This is a genomic window from Nocardia huaxiensis (genome assembly GCF_013744875.1).
Taxonomy (GTDB): domain Bacteria; phylum Actinomycetota; class Actinomycetes; order Mycobacteriales; family Mycobacteriaceae; genus Nocardia; species Nocardia huaxiensis.
This window is the reverse complement of record NZ_CP059399.1, coordinates 3,986,885-4,004,547: the sequence shown is the minus strand read 5'-3', so window position 1 is coordinate 4,004,547 and position 17,663 is coordinate 3,986,885. Positions and strand designations below refer to the sequence as shown.

Here is a 17,663-nt window from a genome sequence, read left to right as displayed (position 1 = left end):
CTCCCCACCGGGACCCCGGCGTGTCTCACGCCGGGGTCTTGCGTTCTCGCCACCCCGCGGCGCAGAATTCATCACGTAGTGAATTCAACACTCGATGAATTGAGGGGACCATGACGGCGTCCGCTTCCCCGCCCGCCATCGCCATCGACCATCTGGAGGTCCGCCGCGGCGGGCGGCAGGTGCTGCACGACATCTCGCTGAGCGTGCCGCGCGGCAGCATCACCGGGCTGCTGGGCCCGTCAGGCTGCGGCAAGACCACGCTCATGCGCAGCATCGTGGGCACGCAGATCACCGCGTCCGGCACCGTGACGGTGCTCGGCGAGGAGGCCGGATCACCCGGGCTGCGACGGCAGGTCGGCTATATGACCCAGGCCGCGAGCATCTACGACGACCTCACCGTGCACGCCAATGTCTCGTATTTCGGTGCGCTGTACGGATGTTCGGCCGACGATGTCGAAACCGCCATTGCCGCGGTCGGTTTGAGCGGTCATGCCGGGCAGCGCGGCGACGAGCTGTCGGGCGGGCAGCGCACCCGAGTCTCGCTGGCCTGCGCGCTGGTGGCCGATCCGGAGCTGCTGGTGCTCGACGAGCCCACCGTCGGATTGGATCCGGTGCTGCGCGCGGATCTGTGGGAGCAGTTCCACGCCCTGGCCGCGCAGGGCCGCACCCTGCTGGTGTCCAGTCACGTCATGGACGAGGCCGAACACTGCGACCGGCTGCTGCTCATGCGCGACGGCCACCTGCTGGCCCAGCTCAGCCCCGGCCAATTGCGTTCCGACACCGGCGAATCCAGCCTCGAGAACGCCTTCCTCGCCCTGATCCGTAAGGGAGAAAAGCTGTGACCGCCACGACCCTCGCCCGGCCGGCCGGGCCGCAGCCGCTGCGCTGCTACACCGCCACCACCGTGCGCATTCTGCGCCAGCTGCGCGCCGACCATCGCACCGTCGCCATGATTCTGGTGGTGCCCGCGCTGCTCATGACGCTGCTGTATTTCGTGTACCAGAACTACCCCACCATGCCGGGGCAGCCGCGGCTGTTCGACCGGGTCGGCATCACCATGCTCGGGGTGCTGCCGTTCGTGGTCATGTTCCTCATCACCGCGATTGCCATGCAGCGCGAACGAGTTTCGGGCACGCTGGAGCGGCTCATGACCACGCCGCTGTCGAAATTCGATCTGCTGGCCGGATACGGGACGGCGTTCTCGGCGGCGGCCATGGGGCAGGCCGTCATCGCCTGCGTGGTGGCGTTCTGGCTGCTGGACCTGGATTCGGCGGGCAGTCCCCTGCTGGTGGTGCTGATCGCGGTGGTGGACGCCGTGCTGGGCGTGGCTCTCGGACTGCTGGCAAGTGCGTTCGCGCGCACCGAGTTTCAGGCCGTGCAGTTCATGCCGGTGATCGTGCTGCCGCAGTTCTTCCTGTGCGGGCTGCTGGTGCCGCGCGGGCAGCTGCCGGGCTGGCTGGAGGCGATCAGCAATGTGCTGCCGCTCAGCTACGCGGTGGACGCGCTGCAGCAGGTGGCCCAGCACAGCGGCGTGACCGGGGCGATGTGGCGGGATCTGGCGATCGTGGCAGGATTCGCCCTTGTGGCATTGGCTTTGGGCGCGGCGACGCTACGGCGGCGGACCGCGTGACGGACAGCAACGGAATCCGCAGCGGCCGGCGACCCGGCCGCTCCGGCACCCGGGAGGCGATTCTGGACGCCGCCCGGGTGCGCTTCGCCGAGGTGGGGTTCGACAAGGCGTCGATCCGCTCCATCGCCACGGCGGCGAGCGTGGATCCGGCGCTGGTGCATCACTATTTCGGCACCAAACAGGAATTGTTCACCGCCGCACTGGAATTGCCGATCGATCCGACGGTGGTGACCTCGCAGATCGCGGCCGCGCCGCTGGATCGCCTGGGCGAGACCATTGTTCGCGCGGTGCTGACGGTGTGGGACTCCCCGCACGGTGTGCAGGCCATTGCCGCGTTCCGGACGCTGCTGGGCAGCGGCGATCCGGCCCTGGCGCGGGCGTTCATGCTCGAGATCGTGCTGAAAGATGTTCGCGCACGGGTGGATTCGCCGCCCGGAACCGGCGGGAAACGCGTCACGCTGGCCGCGTCGCAGCTGGCGGGACTGCTCGTGATGCGCAAGATCGTGCAGCTGGAACCGCTGGCGTCGCTGCCCATCGACGAACTCGTCGCGACGGTCGGGCCGACGCTGCAGCACTATCTGACCGGCGAGCTCTGAGGATGCCGTGGATCCCCGCCAAAAGCACGCGGGGATGACGGAAGGCGCTGCGTCGCCCGGCGGGTCTCAGTTCTGGGTGAGGAAGCCGGTGTGCTCTTCGTCGGAGACCTCGCGCGACTCGTCGGCCAGCAGCACCGGGATGCCATTGTCGATCGGGTAGGCGCGGCGCAGGCGGGGGTTGTAGAGCACGCTGTCGCCCTTGTCGTCGCGGACCAGCAGCAGCGGGCCCTTGTCCTGCGGGCAGGCGAGCAGGCTGAGCAGGGTGGCGTCCAGGATTTCCTCCGACATGGCTCACAACCTACCGGTCCGCGTCACCGGCCCGCGCGCCACCTCGGCGACACTCACGAAACCGTGCCCACAGGTTCGCGTTCCGGCGCGGCGGCGGTCTCCTCGGCGCGGGTACGCCGCGAGCGAATGTAGAGCCACTGGAGTACGGCGAGTCCGGCCAGCCCGGCCGCGCCGGTGGCCAGGCCGATCTTCCAGCCCGGCGGACGCCAGGTGAGCACCAGTTCGGCGTTCTGGGTTCCGGCTGGAATGTCCACGGCCACGAAGGATTTCGCGACGGTCTTGATCGGGACCGGATTCCCGTTCAGGGTGGCGCGGTAGCCCGGCCAGCCCAGGCGGGCGAAGACGACCTGGCCGCCCGAGGCCGAGGACACGCGGACCCGGCTGGTGGTGCCGGTCTCCGACAGCGAGGTGGCGGTGGCGTTCTTCTCGGCCGAGACGCGGCCGTTCACCGTGGAGACCAGGCCGTTCTCGCGTTCGAGCACGAAGATGTAGCGGCTCTGCGCGGCAGGCTGATCCACCCACTTCCAGCCGTCGGGGGCAGGCTGGTCACGCACATCCGGGAACAGCGCGCGTTGCAGCACCACGCGATCCAGTTTCATCAGGTCCACCAGCGGGCGGCCGGTACTCGCCTCGGGCGTGAACAGGCGCTTGTAGGCGTCCGGGCATACACTCGAATCCCAACGCATGCACAGCAATTCACCGAAGTAGAAGTGCCCGGTCGGGGTGTAGCCGTTCACATAGTCCAGTTCCAGGGATTTCGCGTAGTTGCCGAAAACCAGTGCGCGGTAAGCCCCGTCGAGGCTCTTGTCGCCGGGCTGCAACAGCCCGCGGTCGGCCAGCTGAATGGTGGTGCCCGGAAAATCGGGGAAGGCGCGGGCGGCCTCGGACCGGTTCGTCGGCATGTTGTAGCTCATGGGCGTCGGCTGCGCGGCCTCGACCTGCCAGAACGCGATGGGGAACATCGCGACGATCGCGAGCGCGCACGCGGCGGCCACGCCCCGGGTGCGGGTCAGCCACAGCACGCCCGCGCCCACGCCGATGAGCAGCGCCGCGGCCAGCACATGCCGGATCACATTGTGTGGATCGGCGGAGAACGACCGCACCCACAGCGCCAGGATCAGCACCAGTGCGGCGATGCCGCGACCGCGCGGATTGCGGAGGGTGCCGAACCGCCCGAGCAGCACGCACACCAGCACCAGCAGCGCGATGGCGAGCATGGGCAGCAGCCGCGCGGGCCAGCGCAGGGGTCCGATGGATCCGGGCCCGGCCGACCACATGAGCATGACGACGGCGAAGATGCCGACCGCGCTCAGTTCCTTCCACGCCGAGCGCGCCCGATCCCAGTCGATGAAGGCCAGCGCCGGAATCAGGAACCAGGCGATATAGGTGACCGGCAATGGCTGCACATACCCCCACCAGGAGGTGAAGGCGGGCAGTGTGGACGGCAAGCTGGCATTGAGCGATTCCGACCACGGAATCGTCAGGAACTGGTCGTTATTGATCTGCGCGGTCCCGCGCCAGGTCACCTTGGCCGACAGCATGGACGGCAGGAAGGTCAGCAGCCCCGCGAGTCCCGCGCACGCGGCGACGGCGGCCAGCCGCCCGACCGGCGCCCACGACTTCCACGAGCCGCCGCCGGCACGGCCGGTGAACACCATCTCCCCGACCGCGACCGCGAACAGCATGATCGCCGCCTCGATGGCGGGGAAGATGTACTGCGTCGAAATCGTCAGGTAGAGAAAGACGAACACCGGAATCGGCCCGCCCCGGCCGCGCACGTACCGCACCGACGACGCCCACGCGTGCACCAGCCAGGCGGTGCCGGTGAGCGCCGTCATCCAGCTGGCCTCGTCGAAGAACAGGAAGAACCCGGACAGCGGGAACGCCACCCCGGCCACCGCCGACCAGGCCGGACGGCCGCCGTACGCCAGGCAGATCCGGTACACGCCCAGCGCCGCGATGATCGAGAACACGAGCTTCACCAGCGTCGCGTACACGGCCATATTGTCGAAGGACGGGGCGATGAGATCGATGAGCAGCTGGGCCGGATTGAACAGGCCCGCATCGTCCATGGTGTTGTTGCCCGACATCCACTGCTCGGGCCACAGCACCGGGAACTCCCCCGCCCGCAGTGCCCGGCCCATGGCCACCCACAGTCCGGTGTACTGGGATTCGGTGTCGTCGGTGTAGAAGTGCCGCAGGTTGGCCAGCAACACCGCCGCGTATCCGAGCAGCACTCCGGCCACGGTGACCGCTCCCCACCGGATCACGTCCCGTCGCGAATCCGATTCCGTCGCGGCGACCTCCCGGACCGGAGCGACTCCGGCCGACGGCGTCGATAGTGCACTGTCCGTCACGAGTCCCCAACCTACAGCGCGATTCCCGGTTCGGCAGCGCCGTCACGGGGCGGGTGAACGCGCCGTGACGGGTTCATGACGAGCACCGCGACCGGGACCGAATACGCTGTCGTGCTAGAGTTCACGCGGTTCGGGCTCCGCATTTCCGCAGGACGCACCGGCACGCACCGTCATCGAAAGTCGATCCAGCTGATGCCGATTCCCTCCCGACGCACCTACCACGCCGACGACCTGTCCGGGCCACCGTCCCGGGCCGGGATCGATCGACCGCATGCGGTCTCGGTGGTGGTGCCCGTCTATCGCGGTGAGCACACCATCGGCGATCTCGTCGCCGAACTGCACAAGCTGACCGATGTCACCGAGACGCCGGGCGGCGCCGAATTCGTGGTGTCGGAGATCCTGCTCGTGCACGATCACGGGCCGGATCGCTCCGATGTGGTGCTGCAGGAGCTGGAGCAGTCCTTCGGCGAGGTGCGCACGGTGTGGCTGAGCCGCAATTTCGGGCAGGACGCGGCGACCATCGCGGGCATGTCGGCGGCGCGCGGCGACTGGATCGTCACCATGGACGAGGACGGTCAGCACGATCCGGTGTTCATCGGCCGGTTCCTGGACGCGGCGCTGGAACAGCGCGCCGATCTGATCTATTCGAAGCCGACCAATACCCGTCCGCACGGCTTCCTGCGCAATCTCACCTCGCGCGGCGCGAAGATCGTGCTGGCCACGGTGTTCGCCTTCCCGGATTCCACCCGGTTCGAGAGCTTCCGGTTGATTCGCGGCGATATCGGCCGCCAGCTGGCCGAGGTCGCCTCCAATGGCGTGTACCTGGATGTGGCGCTCACCTGGGTGGTGGACACCGTCGCGCAGGTGCCGGTGACACTGCGCGCCGAGGGCCGGGAAGAGTCCGGCTACAACTATCGGCGGCTGTTCTCGCTGTTCTGGAAGATGGTGCTGTGCAGCGGAACTCGCGGCCTGCGCCTGGTGAGCCTGCTGGGCGGCACGCTCGCGCTGGCGGGTGCGGCGCTGGCGGCGTTCATCGTGTACGAGGCGCTGACCCTGGACGATTGGGCGCCCGAGGGCTGGACCTCGACCATCGTGGTGCTGCTGCTGTGTTCGGGCGCGATGCTGTTCTCGCTCGGGCTGATCGCCGAGTATCTCGGTGTGGCGCTGCACATTCTGGTGGGCAAACCGCTGTACATGACCGTGGATTCGCCGACGCCGCGGCGGGAGCGCGCCGCGCGGGCCGACGAGGGCGTCACGCCTTCAGCACGTACAGCTTCTCCCGCCCACCCGCGATGAGGGTGCGCTGTTCGACCTGTTCGGGATAGCCGCGGAAGAGCTCGTCGAGGGTTTCCTCGGTGAAGCGCCGCGGCTGCTCGCCATCGCCCGGATTGGTGAAACGCCCACCCAGCCTGGTGATCACGCGATTGCGGCTGGTGGTCAGATTGCGCACCGGTTCGGCGATGATCACCCGGGCGCGTGCCGCCGCCAGCATGCGGTCGAGCACCGGTTCGGGGTCGGGCAGGAAGTGGTAGAGGCTGGCCTGCATGAGCACGTAGTCGGCGGCCGGAAGCGGTTGCTCTCCATGCAGATTCCAGACCTGCCCGTGCCCGCCGGCCGCGGTGAGACCGGCGATGAAGCCCTCGTTGATGTCGAGTCCGGTGTAGCGCACCGATTTCCGGCGCAGATGCCGGGTGTAGAGGGTGGCCGGTCCGCAGCACAGGTCGAGCACCTCGGCCTCGTCCGGAATCAGATCCGCGATGGCCCGGAAACGGGCGTCGTAGTGACGCCCGTACAAGCCTCGCATCAGCAACTCGTAGATGGACCCGTGCCGATAGATGAAGCTGGTACTCACGATTTCCTGCGTAGTTGTGGGACAACGGCTTCCGCTGTCTCGAACTATGCCAGGATCTCAGCCGGCCCGCTGCCCGTGTGGCGTGGATCTCACCGCTCGTGGGTGCGGCGGAAGGAGATGTGGCGGTGGCCGAAGAAGCTCACGATGGCGACCAGGCCCATGACGACCACCGCGGCGGGTTTGGCGGGCGCGTGCAGCAGTGACACGGCGACCTGCAGCAGGATCAGATTCAGCAGCAGCCCACCGGAATTCACGCCCACGAAGGCCACGAAGTCGCGCAGCACGTGGCCGCGCACCCGGAACACCAGCGTGCGGTGCAGGACGAAGGCGACCACGATGCTGACCGCGTAGGCCAGCGCGGGCGCCAGCGCCACGGCGAGATGCTCGGAGACGTGACCGTCGAGCACGGTCAGCCAGAAGACCGTGAGCACCATGCCCAGTGCCGTATTGAACCCGCCGACCAGGGCGAAGGCGATCTCCTGCCGCCGCACCAGGCGTAGCAGCAGTCCGGGTTCCTCCATCGCGGCCGCCTCGTCGGTGGCCGCCTGCGGTGAGATGTCGGCGGTGCTCACGAGAGGGATTCTGCCAGTGCGGGTTCCGATGCGGTGGGCTCCTCGCCGTTTTCGTCGTCGTCCGCGCGCCGGGAGCGCACGTAGAACCACTGCAGCAGCGCCAGGCCCGCGAGGCCGGCCGCGCCGGTGGCGACGCCGATCTTCCAGCCCGGCGGACGCCAGGTCAGCTCCAGTTCGGCATTGCTGGTGCCGGCGGGAATGTTCACGGAGACAAAGACTCTCGACACCGTGTCGATCGGGATCGGCTTGCCGTTGAGGGTGGCGCGGTAGCCGGGCCAGCCCAGGCGGGCGAAGACCACGCGGCCGCCGTCCGCGGCGGACACCCGGACCTTGCTGCTGGTGGCGGTCTCACCGAGCGAAGTGGCGGTCACACCCTGCGTGTCGGAGACGCGGCCGTTCACGGTGGAGATGAAGCCGTTGTCGCGTTCCAGCACCGAGATCCACTGCTCGTGGCCCGGATAGTCGGCCCAGTGCCAGCCGTCCGGTGCGGGCTGGTTGCGCGCGTCGGGGAACATGGCGCGCTGCAGAACGATTCGATCCAGCAACATGAGATCGGCGACGGTGCGGCCGGTGGCCGGGTCCGGTGCGAACAGGCGGCGGTAGGCGTCCGGGCAGGTGCTGCCGTCCCAGCGCATGCACAGCATTTCACCGAAGTAGAAGTGCCCGTTGGGGGTGTAGCCCTGCACGTACTGCAGTTCCAGATCCTTGGCGTAGTTGCCGAAGACCAGGGAGCCGTAGGCGCGGTCGAGGGAATCGTCGCCACGCTGCAGCAGACCGCGATCGCCCAGCTGCAGGGTGGTGCCCTCGAACTTCGGGAAGGCCGCCATGGCCTCCTGACGATCGGCGGGCAGATGCCACTGCATGAGGTTGGGCTGGATGTTGTGCACCTGGTACCAGGCGATCGGGAAGACCGCGGCCAGCGTCATGAGCGCGGCCGCGGCGCTGCCGCGCGTGCGGGCCAGCCACACGACGCCGGCGGTGAGCCCGGCGACCACGAGCGCGGCGATCACATGTTCGATCACGTCGTGCGGGTCGGCGGAGAAGGTCCGCACCCACAGCAGCAGGATCAGCACGCCCGCCGCGACCGCGCGATTGCGCCACTCGCGCACCGTGCCGAAGCGGCCCAGCAGCACGCACACCAACACCAGCAGGCCGATGGCCACCATGGGCAGCACGCGGGCGGGCCAGCGCAGCGGCCCGATGGTGCCGGGCCCGGCGGTCCACATGAGGGCCATGATCGCGAACAGTGCGATGGAGATGAACTCCTTCCAATGTTCGCGCGCCCGACGCCAATCCACGAAGGCCAGCGCCGGAATCAGGAACCAGGCGATATAGGTCATGGGCAGCGGCTGCACATAACCCCACCAGGAACTGAACGCCGGCATGGCCGACGGCAGGCTGGCGTTCAGCGATTCCGACCACGGCACCGTGAGGAACTGGTCGTTATTGATCTGCGCGGTGCCGCGCCAGCTCACCTTGGCCGACAGCATGGACGGCAGGAAGGTCAGCAGCCCGGCCAGGCCCGCACACAGCGCGACGGCGGCCAGCCGCCCGACCGGCGCCCACGACAGCAGCCAGAAGCGCCACGCGGCCCACGACTTCCACGAGCCGCCCGAGGCCCGGCCGCTCAGCACCATCTCGCCGACGGCCACGGCCGCCAGCATGAGCACCGACTCCACCGCCGGGAAGATGTACTGCACCGAAATCGCAAGGTAGAGAAAGACGAAGACCGGAATAGGCCCGCCGTATCCATGTCGGCGTCCACGGGTCCCTCCGTGGTTACGCAGGCTGCCGCCTCCGGGCCCGTCGCTCCCGCCGGGGCCGCGCACGTAGCGCACCGACGACGCCCACGCGTGCAGCATGTAGGCGGTGCCGGTGAGCGCGGTCATCCAGCTGGCGGTGTCGAAGAAGAGGAAGAACCCGGAGAACGGGAAGGCCACGCCCGCGACCGCCGACCACTCGGGGCGCGCGCCGTAGGCCAGGCACACCCGGTACACGCCGAGCCCGGCCAGAATGGAGAACAGCAGTTTGACGATGGTGGCGTAGACGGCCAGGTTCGGCACCGAGGGCGCGATCAGGTCGATCAGCAGCTGCGGCGGGTTGAACAGGCCCGCCTCCTCCATGGTGTAGTTGCCCGACATCCACTGTTCGGGCACCAGCACCGGGAACCGGCCCTCGCGCAGCGCGCGGCCGAGCATCACCCACATGGGCGCGTACTGGGATTCGGTGTCGTCGGTATAGAAGTGCCGGATATCGGCCAGCAGCACTGCCGCATAGCCGAGCATCACGCCGAGCGCCGTGATGCCTCCCCACCGCAACACCGCGCGCCGATTATCGGTACCTGCAACGTCGACCACGAGTTCCAGACCCTACAGGCAAGTCGGACGGCAGTTCGCACCGTGTTAGAGTTCGACCGCTCGGGCTCTGCCATCCGGCAAAGGCAACGAGCCAGAACTGGCTACCTACCGCCGTGAGGGGACCGATTCCGGTGAGCACGGACCGCATCATCTTCAGCCGTCCCTATCGCGCGGCGCGCGAACTGGGCAATCTGAAGACCGTGCTGGACTCCGACCACAGTCATGGCGACGGACAGTTCACCGCCGCGGCCACCGCGAAGCTGAAGGCCATCACCGCGGCGCCGCACGCCCTGCTGACCACCTCGTGCACCTCCGCGCTCGAAATGGCCGGGCTGCTCTTGGAACTCGGGCCCGAGGACGAGGTGATCGTCCCGAGTTTCGCGTTCACCTCCACCGCCACATCCATGGCGCTGCGCGGGTCGACGGTCGTGTTCGCCGATATCGACCCGGCGACCGGCAATCTCGATCCGGAGTCGGTGGCGACCGCGATCACCGAGCGCACCAAGGCCGTGGTGGTGATCCACTACGGCGGCGTGGGCGCGGATATGGAAGGTCTACGGGCGCTGGCGGATACACACGGTTTCGCCATCATCGAGGACAATGCGCACGGGCTGGGCGGTTCGTGGCGCGGCAGGCCGCTCGGCACCATCGGGACCGTGGGCGCGCTGAGTTTCCACGACACCAAGAACATTCACTGCGGTGAGGGCGGGGCGATCCTGCTCACCGACGAAATCCTCATGGGCCGTGCGGAAATCATCCGCGAGAAGGGCACCGACCGGGCGCGGTTCCTGCGCGGCGCGGTGGACAAGTACTCGTGGCAGGACATCGGATCCTCCTATCTGCCCAGTGAATTGAACGCCGCCGTGCTGGACGCGCAGCTGGCCGAGTTCGACACCATCCAGCAGAACCGGCACCGGGTGTGGAACTCCTACGCCGCGGCGCTGCCGGAGTGGGCCGCGCGCAACGACATCCGGCTCATGACGGTGCCGGCGGACCGCGAGCACACCGCGCACCTGTACTACCTGCGCGTGCCCACCGAGCACCGGCGCGACGACCTCATCGCGCACCTGGCGCAGCGGGGCATCGTAGCCCCGTTCCACTACATCCCGCTCGACTCCAGCCCGGCCGGGTTGAAGCTGGGCCGCACCCCGGTGCCCTGCGTGCGCAGCGCCGAGTTCTCCGGAACCGTTGTGCGCCTGCCGCTGTGGCCGGGACTCACCGACGAGCAGATCGCCCGCGTCATCGACGGCGTCACCAGCTTCACCGTCTGACACGGCCGGTTCCCGGACCCGCCGCCCCGACTTACGAGAAGGCCCCCGGTGCGTACGCACCGGGGGCCTTCTCGTTGCGAAAAGTGAGCCCGTGTCAGAGGAACAGCTGCGCCGCGAGTTCGGCAGTGAGCGCCTCGTAGGCTTCGGTCTGCCGGTTGTACCACCAGGTCCGCTCCCCCGGCTCCGGGCGACCGGCGGCCTGCACGGCGCGGGTGGAGGGCCGGAAGGTGGAGCTGCGCGGGATGTCGTCGATCAGGTAGACGATATCGGGCCGCTGATCCGGGGCCAGTGCGCGCACGGCTTCGCTGACATCCTTTGCCTCCAAACGGAATCCGGCGCGCACACTGACCGCGGCGACCGCGAGCACGCGGTCACCGGCCGGCAGCCCGTACGCCACCTCCATGTCGATGGCGGTGATGTCGTTGAGCACGTCCACGATGGGCTGGGTGAACACCGGCCCGCGCGGAGTGTGGATGACGGTGTCGCGCCGATCCATCAGCCAGTAGTCGCCGTCGCTGTCGCGGCGGAAGAGGTTCTCGGTGGGCATCCAGGCGTCGCCGGGGGCGAAGACGCCGCGCAGCCCGCCCGCCGACACGTCCACGGTGCCGGAGATGGTGCCGATGAGCAGCCCCACCTCGTTGTCGGCGCAGCGGCGCGCGAAACCCGATTCCTCGGTGAGGATTTCGTCGGTGACCGGGTCGTAGCCGATGAGTTCGACCTTGGCGGTGCCGGGTACCGGGCGGCCCTTGGAGCCGATCTTGGCGCCGGATACGTTGGCCAGCACCACATCTCCCTCGATGGAGGCGTAGAACTCCAGCACCCGTGCGGGTTCGAAGCGTTCCTGGGTGCGCCGCCACAGGCCCGCGGGCATGCCGGAGCCGATGAACAGCCGGATGGGGTGCGGGTGCCCGTTCGGGAAGGTGTCGGCGTCGAGGATGTCGCGCAGCATGGTCCAGGTGTAGGTGACCACGGTGACGCCGTAGCGGTGCACCTCCTCGGCGAAGCGCGCCGGATCCAGCGAGCGCGCCAGCGCGATGCGGCTGCCGCCGGCGATGGCGCCGCCCAGGCTCACCAGCAGTCCGGACGAATGATGCAGCGGCGCAAGGCAGTACACGGTGTCGCGGCGGCCCAGGTCGGCGGCCGAGGCGGTGCCGAAGGCGGACAGCGCCCAGCGGTGGTTGGTCACGTACTTGACGTCGAACTTGTCCCCGGTGCCGGTGACGAGGATGAATGCCAGCTCGCGCGCCAGGCCCGGGTTCGGCCGATACCAGGCGGGCAGCTGCACCTGCGCCGGATCGATCTGCTCCATGTCGACGACGTCGCAGCCCGGCGGAATGTCCAGCCCGCGCGACTCGCCGCCGCCGAGCACCAGCACCCGGGCGCCGGTGGCGGCCGCCGCGTGCAGGTTCTCCGGGTCGGTGATGAGCAGTTTGGTGCCGGTCAACTCGATGACCTGGGACAGTTCACTGCCCGGGGCGAGCAGCACCGCGACCGCGCCCAGCCGCGAGAGCGCGGCGATGGCGGCCATGGCGCTGGGCCGGGTCTCCATGACCACGCCGACGCGGGTGGCCGGGCGCACGCCCACCGAGATGAGCCCGCGCACCACATTGTCGATGCGCTGGTTGACCGCCTGGGTGGTGTGCACGCGGTCGTCGAACAGGAACAGTTCCCGCGACGGCGCGCGGCGGGCCTGCTCGGCGAGCAAGCGGCCCAGCGAGACTCGGGTGTGCGGCTGGATCATGCCGAGCCGGGTGAGACGCGGCAGCGCGCGGGCGGCCTCGCCGGTGAGTTCCACGGTGCCGCGCAGGGTTTGCGCGGTGACGCCCTCGATGGTCTTGCCCAGTCCGGTGCCGGCCTCGGCCAGGCTGCCCACGGCGTGCACCACGCGGGTGAGCGGCGAGCTGGGCCGCTTGCTCTTCACGTGTTCGGTCATGCGCTCGACCCCGGCGGGCAGTTCGCCGCGCCCGCCCAGCCAGTTCACCCAGTCGCGGACGACAGGCCAGGTCTGGCGGGTGGCCACCGAACCGGAGACGAGACCGAAATGCCCTGCCACCACGCTGGCTTCGTACACGTCGGCATTGGGCGCGGCGCGCACGATGCCGCGCACGGCGCCGGGCTGGCCGATGTCGTCGACCTCGCCCACGAAGGCCAGGATCGGCGACTTGATCTCCGCCAGCGAGATCGGCTGATCGCGAATGACGAAGCCGCCCAGCATCATTCGATTGTGCTTGACGAACTGGTCGAGCAGGTCGGTGAGCGCCGGGCCGGGATAGCCCAGCCAGCCGTCGCCTTCGAGGAAGCGGCGCTGACGTTCCTTGGGCAGCAATGCTTCCCGGTCGTGCAGCTGGCGCAGGAAGTCCAGCCGCGCCTTGGCGGTCTTGACCGGATCCAGGGCCTGGAAGCCGAGTTTCACCATGGAGTCGGTGATGGGCAGGCGCGGCAGCACATGGTCGGACAGGAAGTCGGCGACATCGGCGGCCAGTCCGTGCGGCAGCCCGAACGGCATGCCCGCCACCACGTCCACGGGGCTGCCGAAGGTGACGATGGACTCGATGCCCTTGCCGTAGCGGTAGGCGCTGGCCTGGTAGGCGAACAGCCCGCCCTGCGAGTAGCCCATGAGATGCACACTGCGGCCGGTCAATTCGTTGACGGTGTCGATGGCGCTGCTGACCGCGAGCACGTGGTCGGCCAGATCCCGGTCCCAGCCGCCCTCTTCGGTGGCGGGCGAGCCGAAATCGACCACCCAGCAATCGATTCCGCCCTGGTGCAGAATGCCGACCGCGCCGTCCTCGCCGTTCACGTCCCAGATCTCGGCGGTGACCATGATGGGCGGCACGAGCACCACGACCGGCCGGTTCGAGGTGGTGTCGTCCGGGAAGTAGTGCCGCAGCCGGTACATGCGCTTGCGCTCGACCACTTCGTACGGCGACGACTCGATATCGTGCACCAATCCCCCGAAGCGGATCACCTCGAGCCCGTTCTGGGCGGTCGCCACGAGGCGCTGCATCGGCCCGACGACGGACTTCCTATTGAATTTCACGGCTCCACTCCCAGACGTACCCAGCTGCTCGTGACCTGCGTCTCCCCTGCTGACCGGTCCCGACGAGCTTGCCATACGGCCAGCCTACTGCGCTGACCTTGTGACCAGCACCATGCGCGCCAATGATGCCAACCAACCGGCCAGTTTTTATGCACCGGTCCCGGTGCCGAATGCGAATTCTGCGAATGCCGACACACCCACCCCACCCCGCGCCGGTCGAGCCGTTTTCCGTGACGACCAGTTCGACAGCGGTTCATACGGAAATGCGATGACGCAAACATCCTTACCCCCGCTATAGCCATGAGCGAGAAATCATGTTTATGCATTTCGCTGCGCCCGCATGCGGCCTGCGCCTACCATCGAGGGCGCTGGAACGCACTGTCGCGCTTGTCTTTTCACTCAATTGTCTAGTTTGTGTAGGTTCATTTCGGAACCTGCACACATCGCCGTGGAATCCACCGCTCGCCTACTCGCGGTGGCCCATTCGAGTTGAGGACCGCAGCATGACCATCGAATTGCCCATCGAGACCCAGAACGGCGCCCGCAGGAGCCTCAGCACCGCTGCCGCTCACCAGCTGGCCCACACCACCAAATCCGAACCCCAGATGCAAGGGATCAGCTCCCGCTGGCTGACCCGCAGCCTGCCGTGGATCCAGGTCAAAGGCGGCATCTACCGGGTGAACCGCCGGCTCACCCACACCCTCGGCAATGGCGAGGTGGAATTCATCATCGACGGTTCCCAAGCCCGGGTTATCCCGGTCGAACTGCAGGAACTGCCGCAACTGCGTGGATTCGACGACGAAGAGGCATTGAGCACCATCGCCGGTCGCTTCGAGCAGCGCGATCTACCGCCGGGAACGGTGGTCGCCGAATTCGGCAACAGTGTCGACGAGGTGCTGCTCATCGTGCACGGCAAGCTCACCAAGATCGGCACCGGCGAATACGGCGAGACCACCAAACTCGGAATGCTGTCCGGCGGTGACTATTTCGGCGACGAATTGCTCACCGCTCAGGACGCGTTCTGGCCGGTCACGGTGAAGACCGTCACGCCCACCACCGTGCTGGTGCTGACGCGGCCCACCCTCAACGAGCTCAAGGACAATATTCCGACGCTGGCCAACCACCTGGAAGCCGTTGCCGCACAGCCGAGCAAGCCGCAGAACAAGTACGGCGAGGCCGAGATCCTCATCTCCTCGGGTCATTCCGGCGAGCCGCTGCTCGACGGCACCTTCGTCGACTACGACGACCGGCCGCGCGAATACGAGCTCAGCATCGGCCAGTCGGTGCTGCGGGTGCACACCCGCGTCGCGGACCTGTTCAACGATCCGCACGATCAGATCGAACAGCAGCTGCGCCTGACCATCGAGGCCCTCTACGAGCGGCGCGAATACGACCTGGTGAACAATCCCGACTTCGGCCTGCTGCACAACTGCGATCTCAAGCAGCGCATCTACACCGAGTCCGGCCCGCCCACCCCGGACGACATGGACGAGCTGCTGTCCATGCGGCGCAGCACCAAACTGTTCCTGGCCCACCCCAAGGCGATCGCGGCGCTCATGCGCGAGTGCAGCAAGCGCGGCATCTATCCGGATCCGGTGGACGTGGACGGCCATCGCGTGCCCGCCTGGCGCGGCGTGCCCATCTACCCGTGCGGCAAGATCCCGGTCAGCGACACCCAGACCACCTCGATCCTGGCCATGCGCACCGGCGAGAAGGATCAGGGCGTGATCGGCCTGCACCAGACCGGAATTCCGGACGAGTACGAGCCCAGCCTGAATGTCCGCTTCAAGGGAATCGACGACCAATCGATCATCTCCTACCTGGTCAGCTGCTACTACAGCGCGGCCGTCCTGGTCCCCGACGCGCTCGGCATTCTCGACAATGTGCTGGTCGCCCGGCAGTCCGACTGACCGGCAGCACGACCGTGCCGGCACGACCCTTTCCGGAGGGCTGCTCGGAATCTCCCCCATCGGGATCCCCAGCAGCCCTTGATGATTCACGAGTGAGCGAACCCGAACCGGCCCCTGCGGCGCTGCCCGCGCGGCCCCGGATTCCCTCCGGCCCGACCGGGCTCGGTTCGCGGTCCGCCCGGGTGGTGCGTTCCAGCCGCACGACCTCGTAGCGCGCGGGTGCCTTCCAGCGGCTTCTCCCGCATTACTTCCGTATCGAGAGGATGATCTGCCATGACCGTGCTCCATCCCGATGCCGACGGCGTGCTGCGCACCGACTACCAGAAGTCGGTGGCCGCCTACTGGAACAACAACCCCAACGACGATCGGGTCAATACGAAACTCGGTGAGGTGGACGGGCTGTACCACCATCACTACGGCATCGGCGAGCCCGATCTGTCGGTGCTGGAGGGGCCGGAGGAGACCCGGCAGGAGCGGCTGGTGAAGGAACTGCACCGGCTCGAGACCGCCCAGGCCGATCTGCTGCTCGACCAGCTCGGCGATGTCCGGCCCGGCGATCGGCTCATGGACGGCGGGTCCGGGCGCGGCGGCACGAGTTTCATGGCCAATCAGCGTTTCGGCTGCCGGGTGGACGGGGTCACCATCTCCGAATACCAGGCCGGTTTCGCCAATGATCAGGCCAAGGAGCGCGGCGTCACCGACAAGGTGACCTTCCATTTCAAGAACATGCTCGACACCGGTTTCGACGCGGGCTGCATGCGCGGCATCTGGACCAATGAAACCACCATGTACGTGGACCTTTTCGAGCTGTTCGCGGAATTCTCACGACTGCTGGAACCGGGCGGCCGGTACGTGGTCATCACCGGGTGCAGCAATGACGTGTTCGGTGCGCGGTCGGCGTCCGTGAGCTGGATCGACGCGCACTACGGCTGCAATATCCATCCGCGCAGCGAGTACTTCAAGGCCATGGCGGCCAATAATCTGGTGCCCGTCGCGGTCACCGATCTGACCCCCGCCACCATTCCGTACTGGGAGCTGCGGACTCATTCGGAACTCGCCACCGGCGTCGAGAAGCCCTTCCTGACCTCGTACAAGGAGGGCAGCTTCCAATACCTCATGATCACCGCCGATAAGGTGGGGAGGTGACCGGCACCCTCGACGCATCCAACACTCCGCAGGCTCCCGACCGTGAGGCGCTGCTCGTCGAGCTGGTGGACGAGCAGGGCCGCCCGGCCGGATCGCAATCGGTGGCCGCGGCGCACACCGCGCCCGGACAGCTGCATCGGGCCTTCTCGGTCCTGCTCTTCGACGAGGCGGGCCGGGTGCTCATGCAGCAGCGCGCCGCGGTGAAGACCCGCTTCCCGCTGCTGTGGACCAACAGCTGCTGTGGTCATCCCGCGCCCGGACAGCCCGTGGCCGAGGCCGCGGCGACCCGCTTGCGGGAGGAGCTGGGCGTGGAGGCCGAACTGACCGAGGTCGGCACCTTCCGCTATCAGGCCGCCGATCCCGGCACCGGGCGGGTCGAGCACGAATTCGATCACGTGCTGATCGGGCGGCTCGACGGTGGCTCGCTGCGGCCGGATCCGGCGGAGGTGGAGGACATCGCGTGGATGCCCGTCGGGGAGCTGCGGGCGGGGATGACCGCCGATCCCAGCGGGTACACGCCGTGGTTCGCGCAGGTGCTCGAACTCGCGGAGCGCGGTCGCAACAGCTGAGAAGGACTGCCTCTCCTCGTCATTCCGGCATGCTTTTGGCCGGAATCCACGAAAACCGTTGAAGCACCAACGGTG

General features: G+C 67.9%; 14 protein-coding genes. 8 read left to right on the top strand and 6 right to left on the bottom strand.

The genetic code is table 11. From position 1 onward, the window contains the following. Positions 1–110: 110 nt before the first annotated feature. The 3 genes from H0264_RS17950 to H0264_RS17940 are packed head-to-tail and all read left to right on the top strand — an operon-like array spanning position 111 to position 2,226. Entirely contained in the window at positions 111–842 is a 732-nt protein-coding gene (locus H0264_RS17950; protein WP_181585029.1) for an ABC transporter ATP-binding protein, read from the top strand. Further along, on the top strand, positions 839–1,630 hold the full coding sequence (locus tag H0264_RS17945; RefSeq protein WP_231086416.1) for an ABC transporter permease: 792 nt from the start codon (positions 839–841) through the stop codon (positions 1,628–1,630). Before H0264_RS17950 ends, H0264_RS17945 begins: the two co-directional genes overlap by 4 nt. After that, complete coding sequence (locus tag H0264_RS17940; RefSeq protein WP_181585028.1) at positions 1,627–2,226, top strand: TetR/AcrR family transcriptional regulator; 600 nt, start codon at positions 1,627–1,629, stop codon at positions 2,224–2,226. The genes H0264_RS17945 and H0264_RS17940 overlap by 4 nt, the downstream gene beginning before the upstream one ends. A gap of 66 nt (positions 2,227–2,292) precedes the next feature. On the opposite strand, the gene H0264_RS17935 is transcribed toward H0264_RS17940, so the two are convergent. Both H0264_RS17935 and H0264_RS17930 read right to left on the bottom strand, forming a co-directional pair. After that, positions 2,293–2,514, bottom strand: a complete 222-nt coding sequence (locus H0264_RS17935; RefSeq protein ID WP_181585027.1) for a Trm112 family protein — start codon at positions 2,512–2,514, stop codon at positions 2,293–2,295. Between the two features lie 53 nt (positions 2,515–2,567). Then, complete coding sequence (locus tag H0264_RS17930) at positions 2,568–4,784, bottom strand: hypothetical protein (protein WP_244976266.1); 2,217 nt, start codon at positions 4,782–4,784, stop codon at positions 2,568–2,570. A gap of 279 nt (positions 4,785–5,063) precedes the next feature. Here H0264_RS17930 and H0264_RS17925 point away from each other — a divergent pair, with 279 nt between their 5' ends. Further along, positions 5,064–6,167, top strand: coding sequence for a glycosyltransferase (locus H0264_RS17925; RefSeq protein ID WP_181585026.1), 1,104 nt, complete (start codon positions 5,064–5,066; stop codon positions 6,165–6,167). Here the strand turns inward: H0264_RS17925 and H0264_RS17920 are convergent. The 3 genes from H0264_RS17920 to H0264_RS17910 all read right to left on the bottom strand — a co-directional run bounded on the left by H0264_RS17920 (position 6,124) and on the right by H0264_RS17910 (position 9,580). After that, a complete protein-coding gene (locus tag H0264_RS17920; RefSeq protein WP_181585025.1) occupies positions 6,124–6,723 on the bottom strand; it encodes a class I SAM-dependent methyltransferase in 600 nt (199 codons plus the stop codon). The two genes, H0264_RS17925 and H0264_RS17920, sit on opposite strands and share 44 nt — an antisense overlap. A gap of 89 nt (positions 6,724–6,812) precedes the next feature. Continuing rightward, complete coding sequence (locus tag H0264_RS17915; protein ID WP_181585632.1) at positions 6,813–7,244, bottom strand: GtrA family protein; 432 nt, start codon at positions 7,242–7,244, stop codon at positions 6,813–6,815. 47 nt (positions 7,245–7,291) lie between these two features. Further along, entirely contained in the window at positions 7,292–9,580 is a 2,289-nt protein-coding gene (locus H0264_RS17910) for a hypothetical protein (RefSeq protein WP_244976265.1), read from the bottom strand. A 203-nt stretch (positions 9,581–9,783) separates the two neighbouring features. Here H0264_RS17910 and rffA point away from each other — a divergent pair, with 203 nt between their 5' ends. Beyond that, positions 9,784–10,923: a dTDP-4-amino-4,6-dideoxygalactose transaminase gene (gene rffA / locus H0264_RS17905; RefSeq protein ID WP_181585024.1), complete on the top strand. Its 1,140-nt coding sequence runs from the start codon at positions 9,784–9,786 to the stop codon at positions 10,921–10,923. Between the two features lie 94 nt (positions 10,924–11,017). On the opposite strand, the gene H0264_RS17900 is transcribed toward rffA, so the two are convergent. Further along, positions 11,018–13,963, bottom strand: a complete 2,946-nt coding sequence (locus H0264_RS17900; RefSeq protein ID WP_276514546.1) for an acyl-CoA synthetase — start codon at positions 13,961–13,963, stop codon at positions 11,018–11,020. Positions 13,964–14,466: 503 nt separating this feature from the next. On the opposite strand from H0264_RS17900, the gene H0264_RS17895 reads away from it, so the two are divergent. From H0264_RS17895 to idi, 3 genes are all read left to right on the top strand, one after another. Then, positions 14,467–15,873 carry a family 2B encapsulin nanocompartment shell protein gene (locus H0264_RS17895; protein ID WP_181585022.1) on the top strand — a complete coding sequence of 469 codons (1,407 nt, stop codon included), beginning with the start codon at positions 14,467–14,469 and terminating at the stop codon, positions 15,871–15,873. A gap of 273 nt (positions 15,874–16,146) precedes the next feature. Beyond that, positions 16,147–17,019, top strand: coding sequence for a geranyl diphosphate 2-C-methyltransferase (locus H0264_RS17890; protein ID WP_181585021.1), 873 nt, complete (start codon positions 16,147–16,149; stop codon positions 17,017–17,019). After that, complete coding sequence (gene idi / locus H0264_RS17885; protein WP_231086428.1) at positions 17,016–17,588, top strand: isopentenyl-diphosphate Delta-isomerase; 573 nt, start codon at positions 17,016–17,018, stop codon at positions 17,586–17,588. The genes H0264_RS17890 and idi overlap by 4 nt, the downstream gene beginning before the upstream one ends. Positions 17,589–17,663: the final 75 nt, after the last annotated feature.